This is a genomic window from Pigmentiphaga sp., assembly GCF_033795525.1.
Lineage (GTDB): Bacteria > Pseudomonadota > Gammaproteobacteria > Burkholderiales > Burkholderiaceae_B > Pigmentiphaga.
In genome coordinates this window covers 412,254-426,518 of sequence record NZ_JARYGM010000004.1, presented here as the reverse complement: position 1 = coordinate 426,518, position 14,265 = coordinate 412,254, and the positions used below count along the sequence as shown (strand labels likewise).

At 66.0% G+C, this 14,265-nt stretch carries 13 protein-coding genes; 6 read left to right on the top strand and 7 right to left on the bottom strand.

The genetic code is table 11. The features are described 5' to 3' along the window. Positions 1-77 precede the first annotated feature (77 nt). On the bottom strand, positions 78-1,028 hold the full coding sequence (locus tag QHC78_RS14260) for a LysR family transcriptional regulator (RefSeq protein ID WP_319745617.1): 951 nt from the start codon (positions 1,026-1,028) through the stop codon (positions 78-80). Between the two features lie 165 nt (positions 1,029-1,193). Here QHC78_RS14260 and QHC78_RS14255 point away from each other — a divergent pair, with 165 nt between their 5' ends. Together QHC78_RS14255 and QHC78_RS14250 are read left to right on the top strand one after the other, a co-directional pair. Beyond that, positions 1,194-2,261, top strand: a complete 1,068-nt coding sequence (locus QHC78_RS14255; RefSeq protein ID WP_319745615.1) for a tartrate dehydrogenase — start codon at positions 1,194-1,196, stop codon at positions 2,259-2,261. 32 nt (positions 2,262-2,293) lie between these two features. Further along, complete coding sequence (locus QHC78_RS14250; protein ID WP_319745614.1) at positions 2,294-3,187, top strand: alpha/beta fold hydrolase; 894 nt, start codon at positions 2,294-2,296, stop codon at positions 3,185-3,187. A gap of 10 nt (positions 3,188-3,197) precedes the next feature. Here QHC78_RS14250 and QHC78_RS14245 read toward each other — a convergent pair whose 3' ends face one another. The 4 genes from QHC78_RS14245 to QHC78_RS14230 all read right to left on the bottom strand — a co-directional run bounded on the left by QHC78_RS14245 (position 3,198) and on the right by QHC78_RS14230 (position 7,180). Next, positions 3,198-4,727, bottom strand: a complete 1,530-nt coding sequence (locus tag QHC78_RS14245) for a UxaA family hydrolase (protein ID WP_319745612.1) — start codon at positions 4,725-4,727, stop codon at positions 3,198-3,200. Continuing rightward, positions 4,724-5,542, bottom strand: coding sequence for an alpha/beta fold hydrolase (locus tag QHC78_RS14240; RefSeq protein ID WP_319745609.1), 819 nt, complete (start codon positions 5,540-5,542; stop codon positions 4,724-4,726). Before QHC78_RS14240 ends, QHC78_RS14245 begins: the two co-directional genes overlap by 4 nt. Beyond that, positions 5,539-6,543, bottom strand: coding sequence for a Bug family tripartite tricarboxylate transporter substrate binding protein (locus QHC78_RS14235; RefSeq protein WP_319745608.1), 1,005 nt, complete (start codon positions 6,541-6,543; stop codon positions 5,539-5,541). The genes QHC78_RS14240 and QHC78_RS14235 overlap by 4 nt, the downstream gene beginning before the upstream one ends. A 79-nt stretch (positions 6,544-6,622) precedes the next feature. Next, complete coding sequence (locus QHC78_RS14230; RefSeq protein ID WP_319745606.1) at positions 6,623-7,180, bottom strand: cupin domain-containing protein; 558 nt, start codon at positions 7,178-7,180, stop codon at positions 6,623-6,625. 124 nt (positions 7,181-7,304) lie between these two features. Between QHC78_RS14230 and QHC78_RS14225 the strand changes: the two genes are divergently transcribed. Beyond that, positions 7,305-8,102 carry an IclR family transcriptional regulator gene (locus tag QHC78_RS14225; RefSeq protein WP_319745604.1) on the top strand — a complete coding sequence of 266 codons (798 nt, stop codon included), beginning with the start codon at positions 7,305-7,307 and terminating at the stop codon, positions 8,100-8,102. Between the two features lie 49 nt (positions 8,103-8,151). On the opposite strand, the gene QHC78_RS14220 is transcribed toward QHC78_RS14225, so the two are convergent. Continuing rightward, a complete protein-coding gene (locus tag QHC78_RS14220) occupies positions 8,152-9,432 on the bottom strand; it encodes a citrate synthase (RefSeq protein ID WP_319745602.1) in 1,281 nt (426 codons plus the stop codon). 199 nt (positions 9,433-9,631) lie between these two features. On the opposite strand from QHC78_RS14220, the gene QHC78_RS14215 reads away from it, so the two are divergent. Together QHC78_RS14215 and QHC78_RS14210 are read left to right on the top strand one after the other, a co-directional pair. Then, positions 9,632-10,342 carry a glutathione S-transferase N-terminal domain-containing protein gene (locus QHC78_RS14215; RefSeq protein ID WP_319745600.1) on the top strand — a complete coding sequence of 237 codons (711 nt, stop codon included), beginning with the start codon at positions 9,632-9,634 and terminating at the stop codon, positions 10,340-10,342. Positions 10,343-10,437: 95 nt separating this feature from the next. Then, positions 10,438-11,721, top strand: coding sequence for a glycerate kinase type-2 family protein (locus QHC78_RS14210; protein ID WP_319745598.1), 1,284 nt, complete (start codon positions 10,438-10,440; stop codon positions 11,719-11,721). Here the strand turns inward: QHC78_RS14210 and QHC78_RS14205 are convergent. Continuing rightward, positions 11,687-12,892: a M20 aminoacylase family protein gene (locus QHC78_RS14205; RefSeq protein WP_319745597.1), complete on the bottom strand. Its 1,206-nt coding sequence runs from the start codon at positions 12,890-12,892 to the stop codon at positions 11,687-11,689. The genes QHC78_RS14210 and QHC78_RS14205 overlap by 35 nt on opposite strands. A gap of 179 nt (positions 12,893-13,071) precedes the next feature. On the opposite strand from QHC78_RS14205, the gene QHC78_RS14200 reads away from it, so the two are divergent. Further along, positions 13,072-14,247, top strand: a complete 1,176-nt coding sequence (locus tag QHC78_RS14200; protein ID WP_319745595.1) for an aminopeptidase — start codon at positions 13,072-13,074, stop codon at positions 14,245-14,247. Positions 14,248-14,265: the final 18 nt, after the last annotated feature.

Sequence of the window (14,265 nt, the reverse complement as noted above, 5' to 3'; positions counted from 1 at the left end):
CGTCCGCGTCGTTCGCCGATCGTTTCAGATCATACTGGCCGAGGCCAGCGTCGGCGGGGGATTTTTTCAACGGCCTGTTAAGTTTTCGTAAAGCCCCGGGGTGCGTGCCCGTCGTACAGATTGGCCCCGTACCACTTGCCGTCGGCAACCAGCGTGCGCGCAACGCTGCTCAGTACCACCCGTGCCGCCAGGGCCGCCGGGGAAAGCTCGTCGTCCGACAGGCTGGCAAGATGGCTGACCCGCACCAGCCTGGGCACGATGCGGGTCAGGACCAGCCCGGTGATGTTGAGGCCGGCGATGGCCGAGCCCGGCTGGATAGAGGCGCCCAGGCCGGCCCGGACGGCGTTGAGCAGCGTGCTCAGGCCATCTATTTCCGCCGCGACGTTGGGTTCGACTTGCCGCTCCCGGAAGGCATCGACGATCAGGCCTTGCAGGGTGTGCGCGCTGCTGGGAAGCAGCAGCGGCAGCGCCGCGATCTGCTCGATGGAAATCTGCTGCCCCTCCGGCATGCCGGGCAGGCCCGGCGCGGAGATCAGCAGCAATTCCTCCTGCAGCAGCGTATGGGCGCTGCGGCGGCGGGCCTCCTGGTCGTCGAACAGGATGGCCAGGTCGATCCGGCGGGTATTCAATAGCGACAGTAAATGGCCGGACAGTCCTTCGATGATGCGCAGGCGTATGCCCGGGTAGCGCTCGTTCATGGTCGTGATGAAGGGAACGCTCAGCATGGCTGCCGTCGATTGGGCCAGCCCCAGGGAAACCGTGCCCGTCAGGCGGCCTTTCTGGACCAGGTTCGTGGCGTTGTCCAATTGCCGCAAAATGAGCTGGGCTTGCTTGAATAGCGTCGAGCCGGCTTCGGTGGGCTGGATGCCCGTGGCGCGCCGCAGCAGCAGCCGGGTGGACAGTTCGCTTTCGAGCCGGCTGACCTGTTGGCTCAGCGTCGAGGTGGTCGTGCCGAGCTCGGTGGCGGCGCGGCCCATGCTGCCGTGCTCGATGATCTTGACGAAGTAGCGCAGCTGCCTGATTTCCATGGATCTCCTGTCTACCCCCTGTTCTTATGCCGCCCGATTATGCGCCGAACCAGGCGCGGCTCACCATGTGTTCCAGTTCTCCTACAAGCGCGCGATACACTCTGCCTGTATCCATCCCCCGCGCCGCCAGCCGCCGCGGGTTGACTACGACGAGGAATGTCATTCATGGTCCATCGCATTGCAGTGATACCGGGCGACGGTATCGGTACCGAGGTCGTTCCCGAAGGTGTGCGCGTGCTCGAGGCCGCGGCCACGCGTTTCGGGATCGGGCTGGCGTTCGACGAGTTCGATTTCGCCTCGTGCTACTACTATGCCAAGCACGGCTCGATGCTGCCGGATGACTGGAAGGAGCGCATAGGCGGACACGATGCGATTTTCTTCGGCGCGGTGGGATGGCCGGCGACGGTGCCGGACCATGTTTCGCTGTGGGGGTCGCTGCTGAAGTTCCGGCGCGAGTTCGACCAGTACGTGAATCTGCGCCCGGTGCGGCTGATGCCTGGCATACCGTCGCCGCTGGCCAACCGCAAGCCGGGCGATATCGACTTCTACGTGGTGAGGGAGAACACCGAGGGCGAGTATTCCAGCGTCGGTGGCCGCATGTTCGAGGGCACCGATCGCGAGGTCGTGCTGCAGGAAACCGTCATGACCCGCACCGGCGTGGACCGCGTGCTGAAGTTCGCGTTCGAACTGGCGGCGTCGCGGCCCAAGAAGCACCTGACGTCGGCAACCAAGTCCAACGGCATCGCCATCACCATGCCTTATTGGGACGAGCGGGTGGAGGCCATGGCCGGCAGTTATCCCGGCGTGCGGGTGGACAAGTTCCACATCGACATCCTGACGGCGAATTTCGTGCTGCACCCCGATTGGTTCGACGTGGTGGTCGCATCCAATCTGTTCGGCGACATCCTGTCGGACCTGGGGCCGGCCTGCACCGGCACCATAGGCATCGCGCCGTCGGCCAACCTGAATCCCGATCGCCGTTTCCCGTCCTTGTTCGAGCCGGTGCACGGCTCGGCGCCGGACATCGCCGGCAAGGGAATCGCCAACCCGGTCGCGCAGATCTGGTCGGGCGCCCTGATGCTGGAGTTCCTCGGCTACAAGGAAGCACACGATACGATTCTGGCGGCGATCGAAACGGTGCTGGGCGAGGGCCCGCGCACGCCCGACATGGGCGGCAAGGCGGTGACCGCCGACCTGGGCAAGGCAGTGGCCGAGATCGTGGCGCGCGCGTAGGTAGTCCCGCGGTAAGGAACCAAGGAGCAGGCATGTCCCAGATTTCCTTGTTCAATGACAGGCTGCAGCATTTCCATGTGAATGGCGTGGACATCGCCACCCGGGTAGGCGGCACAGGGCCGGCGCTGTTGTTGATGCACGGCCATCCGCAGTCCCATGCCATGTGGCACAAGCTGTGGGCCCGCCTCACCAACCATTTCACCTGTGTCGCGATCGACCTGCGGGGCTATGGTGACAGCGGCATGCCGGCCGTCGAGCCGGAAGGCCATGCGGCGTTTTCCAAGCGCGAAATGGCGCGAGACGCTGTCGAGGTGATGCGCTGCATTGGCTACGACACCTTCTCTGTGCTGGCCCATGACCGCGGCGCGCGTGTGGCCCACCGGCTGGCGCTGGACCATGCCGAGCGGGTCGAGCGCATGATGCTGCTGGACATCGCGCCGACGCTCGATATGTATGAAGGCACGACGCGCGGTTTTGCGCAGGCCTACTACCACTGGTTCTGGCTGATCCAGCCGGCGCCGTTCCCCGAGCGCCTGATCCAGGCCGATCCCGTTTTCTACCTGCGCTCCATCATGGGTGGCCGCCATGCTGGCCTCGCGCCGTTCTCCGACCGCGTCATGGCCGAGTACGAGCGCTGCGCCCGCCATGCTCATTGGGCACGGGCCATCTGCGAAGACTACCGGGCGGCGGCCGCCATCGACCTTGAACATGACCGCGCGGACCGTGAGCAGGGCCGCCGCGTGGGGTGTCCGCTGCGGGTGCTGTGGGGCGGACGAGGGGTGGTCGGCCGCTATTTCGACGTGCTGGCGCTATGGCGCGCGCAGGCCGCGCAGGTCGACGGCAGGGCGCTCGATTGCGGCCACTACATCGCGGAAGAAGCGCCTGACGCGCTGTGGAAAGAGGTCGAGGTTTTTTTTCACGCTTAGACCAGCACCCCTACATCTGGGCGCCTATCATCCAAGGAACGAACTCCTCGTCGCCAATACCAAGCGTTTCGCTCTTGCTGCGTTCGCCGGATGCCAATCGGACCATGGCTGCGAAGATCTCGGCGCCTTTTTCTTCCAGCGTGGCTGCGCCGTCCATGATGTCGCCGCAGTTGATGTCCATGTCCTCGACCATCCGCGTATACATTGCTGTGTTGGTTGCCAGCTTGAGCGATGGCGCGGGTTTTGCGCCGAAGCACGAGCCGCGTCCGGTGGTAAAGACAATGAGGTTGGCCCCGCCCGCTACTTGGCCGGTGGCGCCCATCGGATCGTATCCCGGCGCATCCATGAAGACGAGGCCGCGTCGGTCCACGCGCTCGGCATATCGATAGACCCCCGTAAGCGGCGTGGAGCCGCTCTTGGCGACCGCGCCCAGCGATTTTTCTAGGATGGTAGTCAATCCGCCCGCTTTGTTGCCGGGGGTGGGGTTATTGTCGATACTGCCGCGCTCCCGCTCCGCGTAGGCTTCCCACCACCGTATGCGCTCGATGAGCTGCGCGGCGATATCGGCGGACGCGGCGCGTCTGGTAAGCAGGTGTTCCGCACCGTAGATCTCGGGCGTCTCGGAAAGGATGGCCGTGCCGCCGTGCCGGACCAGCATATCGACCGCCACGCCGAGGGCAGGATTGGCGGTGATGCCGGAATAGCCGTCCGAGCCGCCGCATTGTAGTGCGACGGTCAGTTCGGAGAGCGGCACCGGTTCGCGCCGGGCTCGGTCGGCCATGGGCAGCATTTGTTCGACACAAGCGATGGCAGCGTCAATCGCCTTGCGCGTTCCGCCTTCATCCTGGATCACCAGCGTGCGCAGGGTGTCGCCCGGCGTGACGCCTTCAGCCATGAACAGGGCGCCCATTTGGTTGGCCTCGCATCCGAGCCCGATGACCACTACCGCTGCGAAATTGGGGTGGCGCACATAGCCGCCGAGGGTGCGGCGCAGTTGCGCGATGCCTTCCCCGTGGTGGTCGATGCAACAGCCGAAGGAGTGCGTGATCGGCACCACGCCGTCCACGTTGGGATAGGCGGCAAGTTTGCCGGCGAAGTGGCGAGCGACCGTCTTGCTGACGGTGGCCGAGCAGTTGACGGTGCTGATCACGCCGATGTAATTGCGCGTTGCCACGCGTCCGTCGGCGCGTCGAAAGCCTTGGAAGGTCAGCGGTTCGGCGGCCGGGGCGGGCGGCCGGCAGTCAATGCCCGGCGCGTAGTCGCGCTCGAAGTCGCCCATCGACAGATTGTGCGTATGGACGTGTTCGCCGGGCCGGATATCCCGCGAGGCGAACCCGATGATCTGGCCATAGCGGCGTATCTCGCCGCCACGTGCGATGGCGGTCAGGGCCACCTTGTGCGCGGCGGGAATGTCGTTACCCGCCGCCAGGCCGAACGCTTCCAGCTTCGCTCCGGCGACCAGGTCCCGACAGGCGATGGCAACGTGGTCGTGCGGGTGCAGCCGGATGGCGGCAGGCGGCGTGCTTGGCGCGCTGGTCATGATGCAAGAAAGTCCTCGATGGCTGCCCTATATCGCTCGGGCTGCAGGTTGGCGGGGTAGTGGCCGCCGCCGGGAATGCGGAAGAGAGGGCTGCTGGCGTAGCGCTGCCGCATTTGCTCGCGCGTGGGCGACGCGATCACAGGATCCTCGTCGTCGTCGATCAGGGCGATGGCCTGCGCAGGGAGGGGAACGGCAGGCAGCGGCATGGCGGTCAGGACCGCCAGACGCATCGCCTTGACCGCGCGGGCGTCTTGCTCAGCTCCCACCAAGTGGAGCATGACGGCTTTGAGCTCGGCATGCCGGGAGGTGGGCTCGGGGGCCTGCTCCAGTTGCGTGCGGGCCGCCGCCAGTATGTCTTCAGGCGACGATTGCGCGTAGATTTCGACGGCGGGCCAGCGTGCCTGCTGCAGGGCAGGATCGTAGAAGGTATTGGCCAGGATTAGCTTGCGCAGGCGCGCCGAGGACTCCATGGCGACGATTTGGGCAACGTAGCCGCCTAGGGAGGTGCCCAGCAGGTGCACGGTCGACAGGCCAAGTGCTTCCATTACGTGGACCACTCCTCGGGCCAGCATCCGCGCTTCTCCAATGGCGGGATAGGTGATGCTGATCAAGCGGCGGCGATGGCCGAGCTCTGCCATCAGCCGATAGAAAACGTCGCCAGTTCCGAGCGCGCCCGGCAGCAGCACCAGCGGCGGCGCTCCGTCCTGCGCGCCGCCGGTGTCACGCACGGTCCAGTCCTCGCCGTCGAAGCAGAACGTTTGCACCGGGTAGCGCACCCGGACGTCGGTGAATGATGGGGGCAGGGCGGTCGTCATTTGGCCAGGTTGATTTTGTGAAATTGCGCCTTGTACTTGCGCTGGTCCTTGATCAGGATTTCGCGGAACTCGTCCGGCGTAGTCCGCGGGATGTCGGTTCCAGTCTTCGCCGCTTGCGCGACGAATTCCCGGTCCTGGGCGAGCTTGTCGAGTTGGCCTGCCAGTTTCGAGACGATCTCTGGTGGCGTGCCGGCCGGCGCTAGCATGCCAACCCAGCTGGTCACGTCGAAGCCTGTCAGCCCGGCTTCGGCCAGCGTCGGCACGTCGGGCAGCAGCGGCGAGCGGGAGGTCCCGGTGACAGCGATAGGTTTGAGCGACCCTTTCCGGATGTGCGGCAACGACGACTGGATAGTGTCGAACATCATGTGGACTTGGCCACCTAAGAGGTCGGCCAGGGCGGGCGCGGCGCCGCGGTAGGGAACGTGCGTGGCGGCCGCGCCAGTGAGTTGGTTGAATTCCGCGCCGGCAAAATGGAACAGGCTACCGTTGCCGATGGAGGCATAGAACATCGGCCGCGCCTTGGTCTCGGCGACCAGTTCGCTCACTGTGCTGGCTTTGACCGACGGGTGCACGTTCAGCACCATCGGATGGTAGGCCAGCATGCCGATGGGCGCGAAGTCCTTGACCGGGTCCGCCACTTTCGCGTCGCCTTCGAGCGTCAGCGGTGCCAGTACGTGGCTGCTGAACGATCCGACCAGCAGCGTGTAGCCGTCGGGAACGGCGGCAGCCACAGCATTGGTGCCGATGGTGCCTGTCGCGCCCGCTCGGTTGTCTATGACGAAGGGCTGCCCCATCGCCTTGCCTAGCTTGTCGGCAAACATGCGGGCCATGGCGTCGGTGCCTCCGCCGGGAGGAAACGGCACGATGATCCTGACGGGTTTGTTCGGATAATCGCTGGCCAGCGCCGGCGCGCTCGGCAGCGCGGCGGCAACCGCAACCGCGCAGGCGGTGGCATATCTCCAGCGCGCCGTCGAAAGGGAAAGAAAGGCGAACAGTTTCATCGTCGAGTCTCCAAGTTTTTGTTTTCTTTGCCATGTCCCGGCGCGGGGCGGCCTCGCGGGTGGAATGTCCGGAGCGGCTTCAGGCGTTCGCCAGCGAAATGGTGCCGTCCGCGTTGCGCGTGACGCCTGTCGCTTCGGCAGCGGCGAGGTGATCGGGCAGGTATTCCACCTTGCCGGCGTCCGGACCCCCGATGATCGTGAGTAGACGGCCCTTGCCGGTGCCGACGTAGCGGAACCAGCGGTAGCAGCCGATGGGCCACATGATCATGTCGAACGGTTCGAGGGTGAGCGAGCGTTCGACGCCGTCATCGAGCCAGAACACCTGCCAAGGCCCGACCAACGGCATGAATACTTCTTCGGTTTGATGAGCGTGCGGGGCGGTGCCATTGCCCGGTTCGCATTCGAGCATGCCCACGTTGAATCCTACGGCCGGGGTTTCTATGTTCGGGGCCAGATCCGGGTTGGCCTCGTTCTCCGTCACGCCCAGGCCGATGAGGTTGAACTTCTTGCGCAGGCAGCCAGGAACGCGGCTGTCTACGTAGGCATCGGCGCTGCCGCGCAGGCTTGCGTAACGCGCGACGTTGCGTTCGATCATTTCAGGGGGAAAAGGCTTCATCGGGAAACGGGGCGACTGCATGGCGACTCCTCTTGGTGGTCCGTTAATCGAAACATAGTATCGATTAACGGACTTTAGATCCGCTGAGCGGACCATGTCAAGCACCCTTGTGGCAAACTAGGCAGATGAACGTGGAATCAAACTCGTGAAAGCGGCGCCTCACTCTTCGCGTCAGGCCGCGCCACCACCCGCTTCGGATAGCGGCACCGTGCACCGTGTGCTGCGCATACTGGGATGTTTCGCAGAAAAGGATCGCTGGGGGCTGAACGAACTGGCCCGCGCCCTGAATCTGCCGCGCGCTTCGACGCATCGGTTGTTGAACCTGTGTCGGCCACTCAATTTCGTGGACCAGGACGAGGACGGCAGCTATCGGCCCGGGCTGGAGCTCTACCGGCTGGCCGGTCGGCTGTCGATGGACATGCCGATCACCCGCATCGCCGGACCGATTCTTGAAGAGGTGCGGGACCGGACCGACGAAACGACCATCTTGACCTTGCTGGTGCGCAGCGAGCTCAAGATGTTCTTCGCGCTGACGGCGTCTCCTTCGCATCCCATGCGCTACACCATTCGCACCAACGTGCTAGAGCCGCTCAATTGGGGCGCGACAGGCCGGGTCCTCCTGGCCTATCTCACGCCGGAAGAAATCGAAGAGACGATTCAGCGCGCTTCGCCTTCTCCACTGGACAAGCGCCCCTTGGATGAGGCCGAATTGCGGCAATCGCTGGAAGAGATCCGGGTGGCCGGATATGCAGTAACGCACGCGCAGCGCACCCCGAATGCTGTGGGGTTGGCAGTGCCGTTCTTCGATGCCAGGGGAGAGGTCAGGGGAAACGTGGCGCTGACAGTGCCGGAGTTCCGCTTCGAACCGGGGAAGCAGGAGGAGTTGTTGGCCCTGCTGCGTCATGCCGCGGCGGACCTGACTCGCAAGATGGGCTGGGCCTGAATAGGGAGGTCCCAGACCCGGTCCTTCTGGCAGCTGGGCGGCTGAGTGCTCAGTTCTCCGTGCCGGTGCCGACGAATTTGGCGCGGGGCCTGAGCAGCATGCCGCTGAGGCGCTGCTCCTGGACATGCGCCACCCAACCCGCCATCCGCGCCAGCGTGAACAAGGTGCCCACCGTCTGCCGCGGTATGCCCATGGCCATGGCCAGCACGATGGCGCCGAGTTCGTGCCGGGGATGGAGTTCGAATTCCCGCTCCGCGGTTTCGATGAAGCGGTAGATCTCGGCCAGCTTGGCTTTCTGGCGGGGACGCCGGCGCGCGAGCTCGATCAGCATGGCCGCCCGCTCGTCGCCTTTCGGGTAGAGCGGGTGTCCGAAGCCGGGAATGCTCGATCCTTGCGCATGCTCGGTCCGGGCGCGCTGCATCAGTTCCGCCGTGGTGTCCGCCCCATGCAGGAAGTCTTCGATGCGGTCGTACATGCGGCCCAGGTGGATGCCGGCCGAGCTGCAGATGGCCGAGGCGATGCAGCTGTGCAGGCTGGAGCCGCCCGAAGCCGCCACGCGTGCGGCAAAGGTACTGGGCGAGAGTTCGTGGTCCGCGAACAGCACCAGGAAGGCTTCCATGGCTTCGAGGTTGGCCGGGTTGGCGGGAAGGTCCAGGGCGGCCAGCAGGCCTTCGGCCATCGAGGCGTCGTCGGGAATGAGCAGGAAGCGCCGCTTCCTGGAGACCAGGCCGAAGCAGCCGGCCAGCGTCTTGATGACCTGTCGCGCCGCATCGTGGATGTGGCCGCTGCGCACGCGGTCTTCGACCGAGCCGCGCGACATGCCCAGCCGCAGCGTCACGATGGCCATGATTTCCAGCAGGCCGCTGTTCGATTTGGGCGGCGACAGCGAATCGAGCAGCATCGCCTGTTGCTTTGCGTCCAGCCCCGTCTCCCATTGCCGCGGAGCGTCGTGCCAGACGCCGGTCCACAATAGTTCGGCAACCGATTCATAGCGGGCGCGCGCCCGTGCCAGCCGGATCGCGGAGCGCCCGCGATAGTGGGGGCCGTCTGGCCGGATTTCGGTAATCGAGGTCGGGATGATCGGCTCGCCCCAGTTCATGGCCGACGCAGCTACCGCGCCATGCCCGGCGCGCGCGGTGGAACGGGCCTTCACCCGCAGGATGTCTTCGCGCAAGTAGAGGCGCTGCCGCGTGTCGGTCTGTTTGACGCTGCGTATCCAGCCCTTGCTGACATAGGCGTAGAGCGTCTGCATGCGTATGCCAAGCAGCGCGACCGCTTCTTTGGCACTGAGGTAGTCCTTGCGCGGGATCTCTTGGTGATGGCGGGTCATGGAAGCGGGGAGCGCGTGCCGCCGCGGCGCGCGCATGGAATGAACGTTTGAAGGTCTGTTGATGCCGGCCGATAGTTTACGGTCAGCGCCTGCGGCGCGCACCGGCGCGCACCGGCGCGAGGGGATGGGCGGCTGGTATAGTCGGGCGGATGCGGACGCCGCCGCGCCCGCGCCTCGCTACTCCCAGAAAGGAATTCCCATGACGGATCTTTCCGCATTCCCGGTGACTCGCAAGTGGCCCGCCCGGCATCCCGACCGCATCCAGCTCTATTCCTTGCCCACGCCCAACGGCGTCAAGGTTTCGATCATGCTGGAAGAAACCGGCCTGCCCTACGAGGCCCATCGCGTGGCGTTCGATACCCAGGACCAGATGTCGCCGGAGTTCCTGTCGCTCAATCCGAACAACAAGATCCCGGCGATCATCGATCCCGACGGCCCGGGCGGCAAGCCGCTGCCGCTGTTCGAATCGGGCGCCATCCTGCTTTATCTTGCCGAGAAGACCGGGCGTTTCATTCCCCAGGACCCTGCCGCCCGCTACGAGGCCATCCAGTGGGTCATGTTCCAGATGGGCGGCATCGGTCCCATGTTCGGACAGGTGGGCTTTTTCCATAAGTTCGCGGGCAAGGAATACGAGGACAAGCGGCCGCGCGATCGCTACGTGGCGGAATCGCGGCGCCTGCTGGGCGTGCTGGACCGGCACCTGGACGGCAAGGCCTGGATCATGGGCGAGGACTACGGCATTGCAGACATCGCGATCTTCCCGTGGGTGCGCAATCTGGTGGGCATGTACGCGGCCGGCGACCTGGTGGGGTTCGACGATTTCCGCAATGTGGCGCGCGTGCTGGAGACGTTCGTGGCGCGGCCGGCGGTCAAGAAGGGACTGCTCGTTCCCCCCAATCCGTCGGCCTGACCGGCTCCGCTCGGAATAGGGATTTCATCCAACTGGCCAAGCCGGTCCGCCTTGCCATAATGCCCAGACCATAGAGAGACACCAGCTGCGCGCGTATGCATCAACTTCTCCTGGAATCGTTCCAGGCGGCCGTGGCCGCCGCCGACCCGCTGCAAATCATTGCCGGCCATCTTCCCGCTCCGCCGCGCGGCCGCACTGTCGTGGTCGGCGCGGGCAAGGCCGCAGCCAGCATGGCGCGGGCGGTCGAACTGGCGTGGCCCGCGGCTGCGCCGCTGGGCGGACTGGTGGTCACGCGCTATGGGCATCGCGCGCCGCTCGACCGCATCGCTTGCGTGGAGGCCGGCCACCCGGTGCCTGATGCGGCGGGCGAGAAGGCCGCGGCCGACATCCTGCGCCTGGCCGGCGAGCTGGCGGACGACGATCTGCTGATCGTGCTGGTTTCGGGCGGGGGATCGAGTCTGTTGTCCTTGCCGGTGCCCGCCGTGCCCATGGCGGCGCTGCGTGAAGTCACCCAGGCGCTGTTGCGCAGCGGCGCCCCCATCGAAGCGATGAACGTGGTGCGCAAGCATTTGTCGCAGCTGCAGGGCGGCCGCTTGGCTGCGGCGACGCGGGCACAGGTGCTGGGCCTGATCATCTCGGACGTCGCGGGCGACGATCCGTCGGCCATCGCGTCCGGGCCGACCGTGCCCGACCCCAGCACCTACGCCGACGCCCTGGCGATCTTGCGGCGCCATGAGGTGCAGGCCCCGCAGCCCGTGGTCGATTGGCTGGAAGCCGGTGCAGCAGGGCGGCATCCCGAAACGCCCAAGGAAGGCGATGCGGTCTTTGCGCGCGTCGAGAACCGTGTCATTGCCACCGCGCAGCAAAGCCTGCAGGCGGGGGCAAGGGTATTGCGGCGCGCGGGCATGCCGGCCCTGGTGATGGGGGATACCGTCACGGGCGAGGCCCGGGAAGTCGCCAAGGTCTATGCCGCGCTGGTGCGTCAGATCCGGCGCTACGGCGAACCCTTCGGCGCCCCGGTGGCCCTGGTGTCGGGGGGCGAGTGCACGGTGACCGTGCGCGGCAAGGGGCGTGGCGGACGCTGTACCGAGTTCCTGCTGTCGCTTGCGGCCGAACTGGGCGACGAAACCGGCATTTCGGCGCTTGCCTGCGATACCGACGGTATCGATGGCAGCGAGGACAACGCCGGCGCGTGGTGGGACAGCACCCGGCTGCACGAGGGCGCGCGGCGCGGCCTGGCCCCGGCGCGCTGGCTCGATGCCAACGATGCATGGGGCTATTTCAATGAACTGGGTACCCTGATTACGACCGGCCCGACGCTGACTAACGTCAACGACTACCGCGTCATACTGATCGAGGCTGGGCAAACCAGTCGGTAACCAGCTTCACCCAGAAGCTCGCGCCCAGCGGCAGCAGGTCGTCATTGAAATCGTAGCTGCCGTTGTGCAGCGTGCAAGGCCCCAGCCCGTGGCCGGCCTCGCGATGCGCGCCGTCGCCATTGCCGATGAAGACGTAGCAGCCGGGCTTTTCCTGCAGCATGAAGGCAAAATCCTCGGCGCCCATCGTCGGCTCGACGGCCGCATCGACCTGCTCGGCGCCGACCAGGGACTGCAGCACGCCGGTCACGAAGCACGTGGGTTCGGGATGGTTGACCAGGGGCGGATACTTGCGCTGGAAATCCACCTCGGCCCGCGCGCCGTACGCCCGTGCCGTGCCTTCCGCGATTTCCCGCATGCGTGTCTCGATGAGGTCCAGCACACCGTTGGTGAACGTGCGCACGGTGCCCACCATGGTGGCCTCGTCGGGGACGATGTTGGTGGTTGTGCCGGCATGGATCTGGGTGATGCTCAGCACCGCGGTATCGATGGGCTTCTTGTTCCGCGTGAGAATGGTCTGCAGCCCCTGCGCGATCTGCACCGCGATCATGACCGGGTCGATGCCCAGGTGCGGCAGGGCGGCATGCGACCCCTTGCCCTTGATCACGATCTGGAAATCGTTGCTGGACGCCATCATGGGGCCCGGCGTTACCGCGAAATGGCCCACCGGGATGCCCGGCCAGTTATGCATGCCGAACACCGCTTCCATGGGGAAACGCGAGAAAAGGCCGTCGTCGATCATGGCCTTGCCGCCGCCGCCGCCTTCCTCGGCCGGCTGGAAGATCAGGTAGACGCTGCCGGGAAAGTCCCGATGGGCGGCGAGATAGCGCGCCGCGCCCAGCAGCATCGCACAATGGCCATCGTGGCCGCAGGCGTGCATTTTCCCGGGGTGCAGGCTGGCGTGCGCGAAACGGTTGAGTTCCTGCAGGGGCAGGGCGTCCATGTCGGCGCGCAGCCCGATGGCCGGTCCGTTCTTGTCGCTTCCCTCCAGGATGCCGACCAGGCCGGTTCCGCCCAGCCCGCGCACCACGGGAATGCCCCAGCCCTCCAGCAGGCCCGCGATGGTGTCCGAGGTGCGGTGCTCCTCGAAGCACAGTTCGGGATGCGCGTGCAGATCGCGTCGGATCGTCTTCAGGTCGCCATGTAGGGCGACGATGGGTTCGAGCAGATTCATCGTGGGAACTCCTGTGCTGGCCGTCCCGCGGGCACGGGCGCGCCACGCCTTTCCCAGGCGGTCGCGAAGGCGGGATGGACCGGGACCGATAGACCGCGCCGTATCCGGCGCCGCCGGTGGGGATTCGTTCCCGCGATGTCCGGCGGTTACCATAGCCATTATCACCAATGAGCTTGTCTATGGCGAGTGTAACGACGCGGGCGCGCCGGGCCGGCCTGTACGGCTTGTGCGCGCTGGGCGCCGCCTGGCTGCTGGCCGGCTGCGCCAACCTGGAGTATTACGCCCAATCCATTGCCGGCCATTCGTCGCTGCTGCAGGCCGCGCGGCCTCTGGACCGGATCCTCGCCGATCCGGCCACGCCTGAAGATCTGCGGACCCGCTTGCGCTACGCGCACGACGCGCGCCGCTTCGCCAGCGAGCAGCTGGGGTTGCCGGACAACGATAGTTACACGAAGTATGCGGATCTGAAGCGGCCGTACGTGGTCTGGAACGTGTTCGCTACGCCGGAGCTGTCGTTGCGGCTCAAGCAATCGTGCTTCCTGGTCGTTGGCTGCCTCGATTATCGCGGCTATTACCGCGAGGATGATGCGCGGCGCGCGGCGGCTGCGCTGCGCGAACAGGGGTGGGAGGTGCACGTGGGCGGGGTGCCGGCCTATTCCACGCTGGGGTGGTATCCCGACCCGCTGGTCAACACCTTCATCCGGCTGCCTCCTGGCGAGGTGGCGCGCCTGGTTTTCCATGAGTTGACCCACCAGGCGGTCTATGCGAAGAACGACACGGCATTCAATGAATCGCTGGCGACGGCGGTCGAACAGATCGCCGTCGAGCGGTGGCTGGAGCAACCGGGGAACCAGGCCTTGCGGCCGGCCTACGAAGCCTATGACCGGCGCCGGCGCGACTTCATCGCGCTGCTGCTGGAGACGCGGCGGCAATTGGCGCAGGCCTACGGCGAGGCCGGGCCCCGCCAGGGCCGCGCGCCCACGACGCCCGAACCCGCCGGCCTGTCGTCCGGCGAAATCGAGCGTCGGCGCGCCCGCAAAGCCGAGATCATTGCCGACCTGCGCCAGCGCTACGAGCGTCTCAAGCACGAGAAGTGGAACGGCTACGCCGGCTACGACGCGTGGTTCGCCCAGCCACTGAACAACGCCCACTTCGCCGCCATCGGCACCTATCACCAGTGGGTGCCGGCCTTGCGCGCGATGGCCGGCCGTTGCGGCAGCTGCGCAACGGGCAGCCTGGCGCCGTTCCTCGAACAGGCCCGGGAGCTCGCCCGGCTGCCCTACGCCGAGCGCCGCAAGCGGCTGCGCGAAGAAACGGAACGCGTGCAGGGGACTCAGCTATCATCGGCGCCATAGCCGCGCGGCGACGTGGCG

Coding starts and splice junctions, on each gene's coding strand:
- QHC78_RS14245 (WP_319745612.1), bottom strand. CDS start 4,727: ATGACCAGCGCGCCAAGCACGCCGCCTGCCGCCATCCGGCTGCACCCG.
- QHC78_RS14230 (WP_319745606.1), bottom strand. CDS start 7,180: ATGCAGTCGCCCCGTTTCCCGATGAAGCCTTTTCCCCCTGAAATGATC.
- QHC78_RS14220 (WP_319745602.1), bottom strand. CDS start 9,432: ATGACCCGCCATCACCAAGAGATCCCGCGCAAGGACTACCTCAGTGCC.
- QHC78_RS14260 (WP_319745617.1), bottom strand. CDS start 1,028: ATGGAAATCAGGCAGCTGCGCTACTTCGTCAAGATCATCGAGCACGGC.
- QHC78_RS14250 (WP_319745614.1), top strand. CDS start 2,294: ATGTCCCAGATTTCCTTGTTCAATGACAGGCTGCAGCATTTCCATGTG.
- QHC78_RS14210 (WP_319745598.1), top strand. CDS start 10,438: ATGCATCAACTTCTCCTGGAATCGTTCCAGGCGGCCGTGGCCGCCGCC.
- QHC78_RS14200 (WP_319745595.1), top strand. CDS start 13,072: ATGGCGAGTGTAACGACGCGGGCGCGCCGGGCCGGCCTGTACGGCTTG.
- QHC78_RS14235 (WP_319745608.1), bottom strand. CDS start 6,543: ATGAAACTGTTCGCCTTTCTTTCCCTTTCGACGGCGCGCTGGAGATAT.
- QHC78_RS14215 (WP_319745600.1), top strand. CDS start 9,632: ATGACGGATCTTTCCGCATTCCCGGTGACTCGCAAGTGGCCCGCCCGG.
- QHC78_RS14255 (WP_319745615.1), top strand. CDS start 1,194: ATGGTCCATCGCATTGCAGTGATACCGGGCGACGGTATCGGTACCGAG.
- QHC78_RS14240 (WP_319745609.1), bottom strand. CDS start 5,542: ATGACGACCGCCCTGCCCCCATCATTCACCGACGTCCGGGTGCGCTAC.
- QHC78_RS14205 (WP_319745597.1), bottom strand. CDS start 12,892: ATGAATCTGCTCGAACCCATCGTCGCCCTACATGGCGACCTGAAGACG.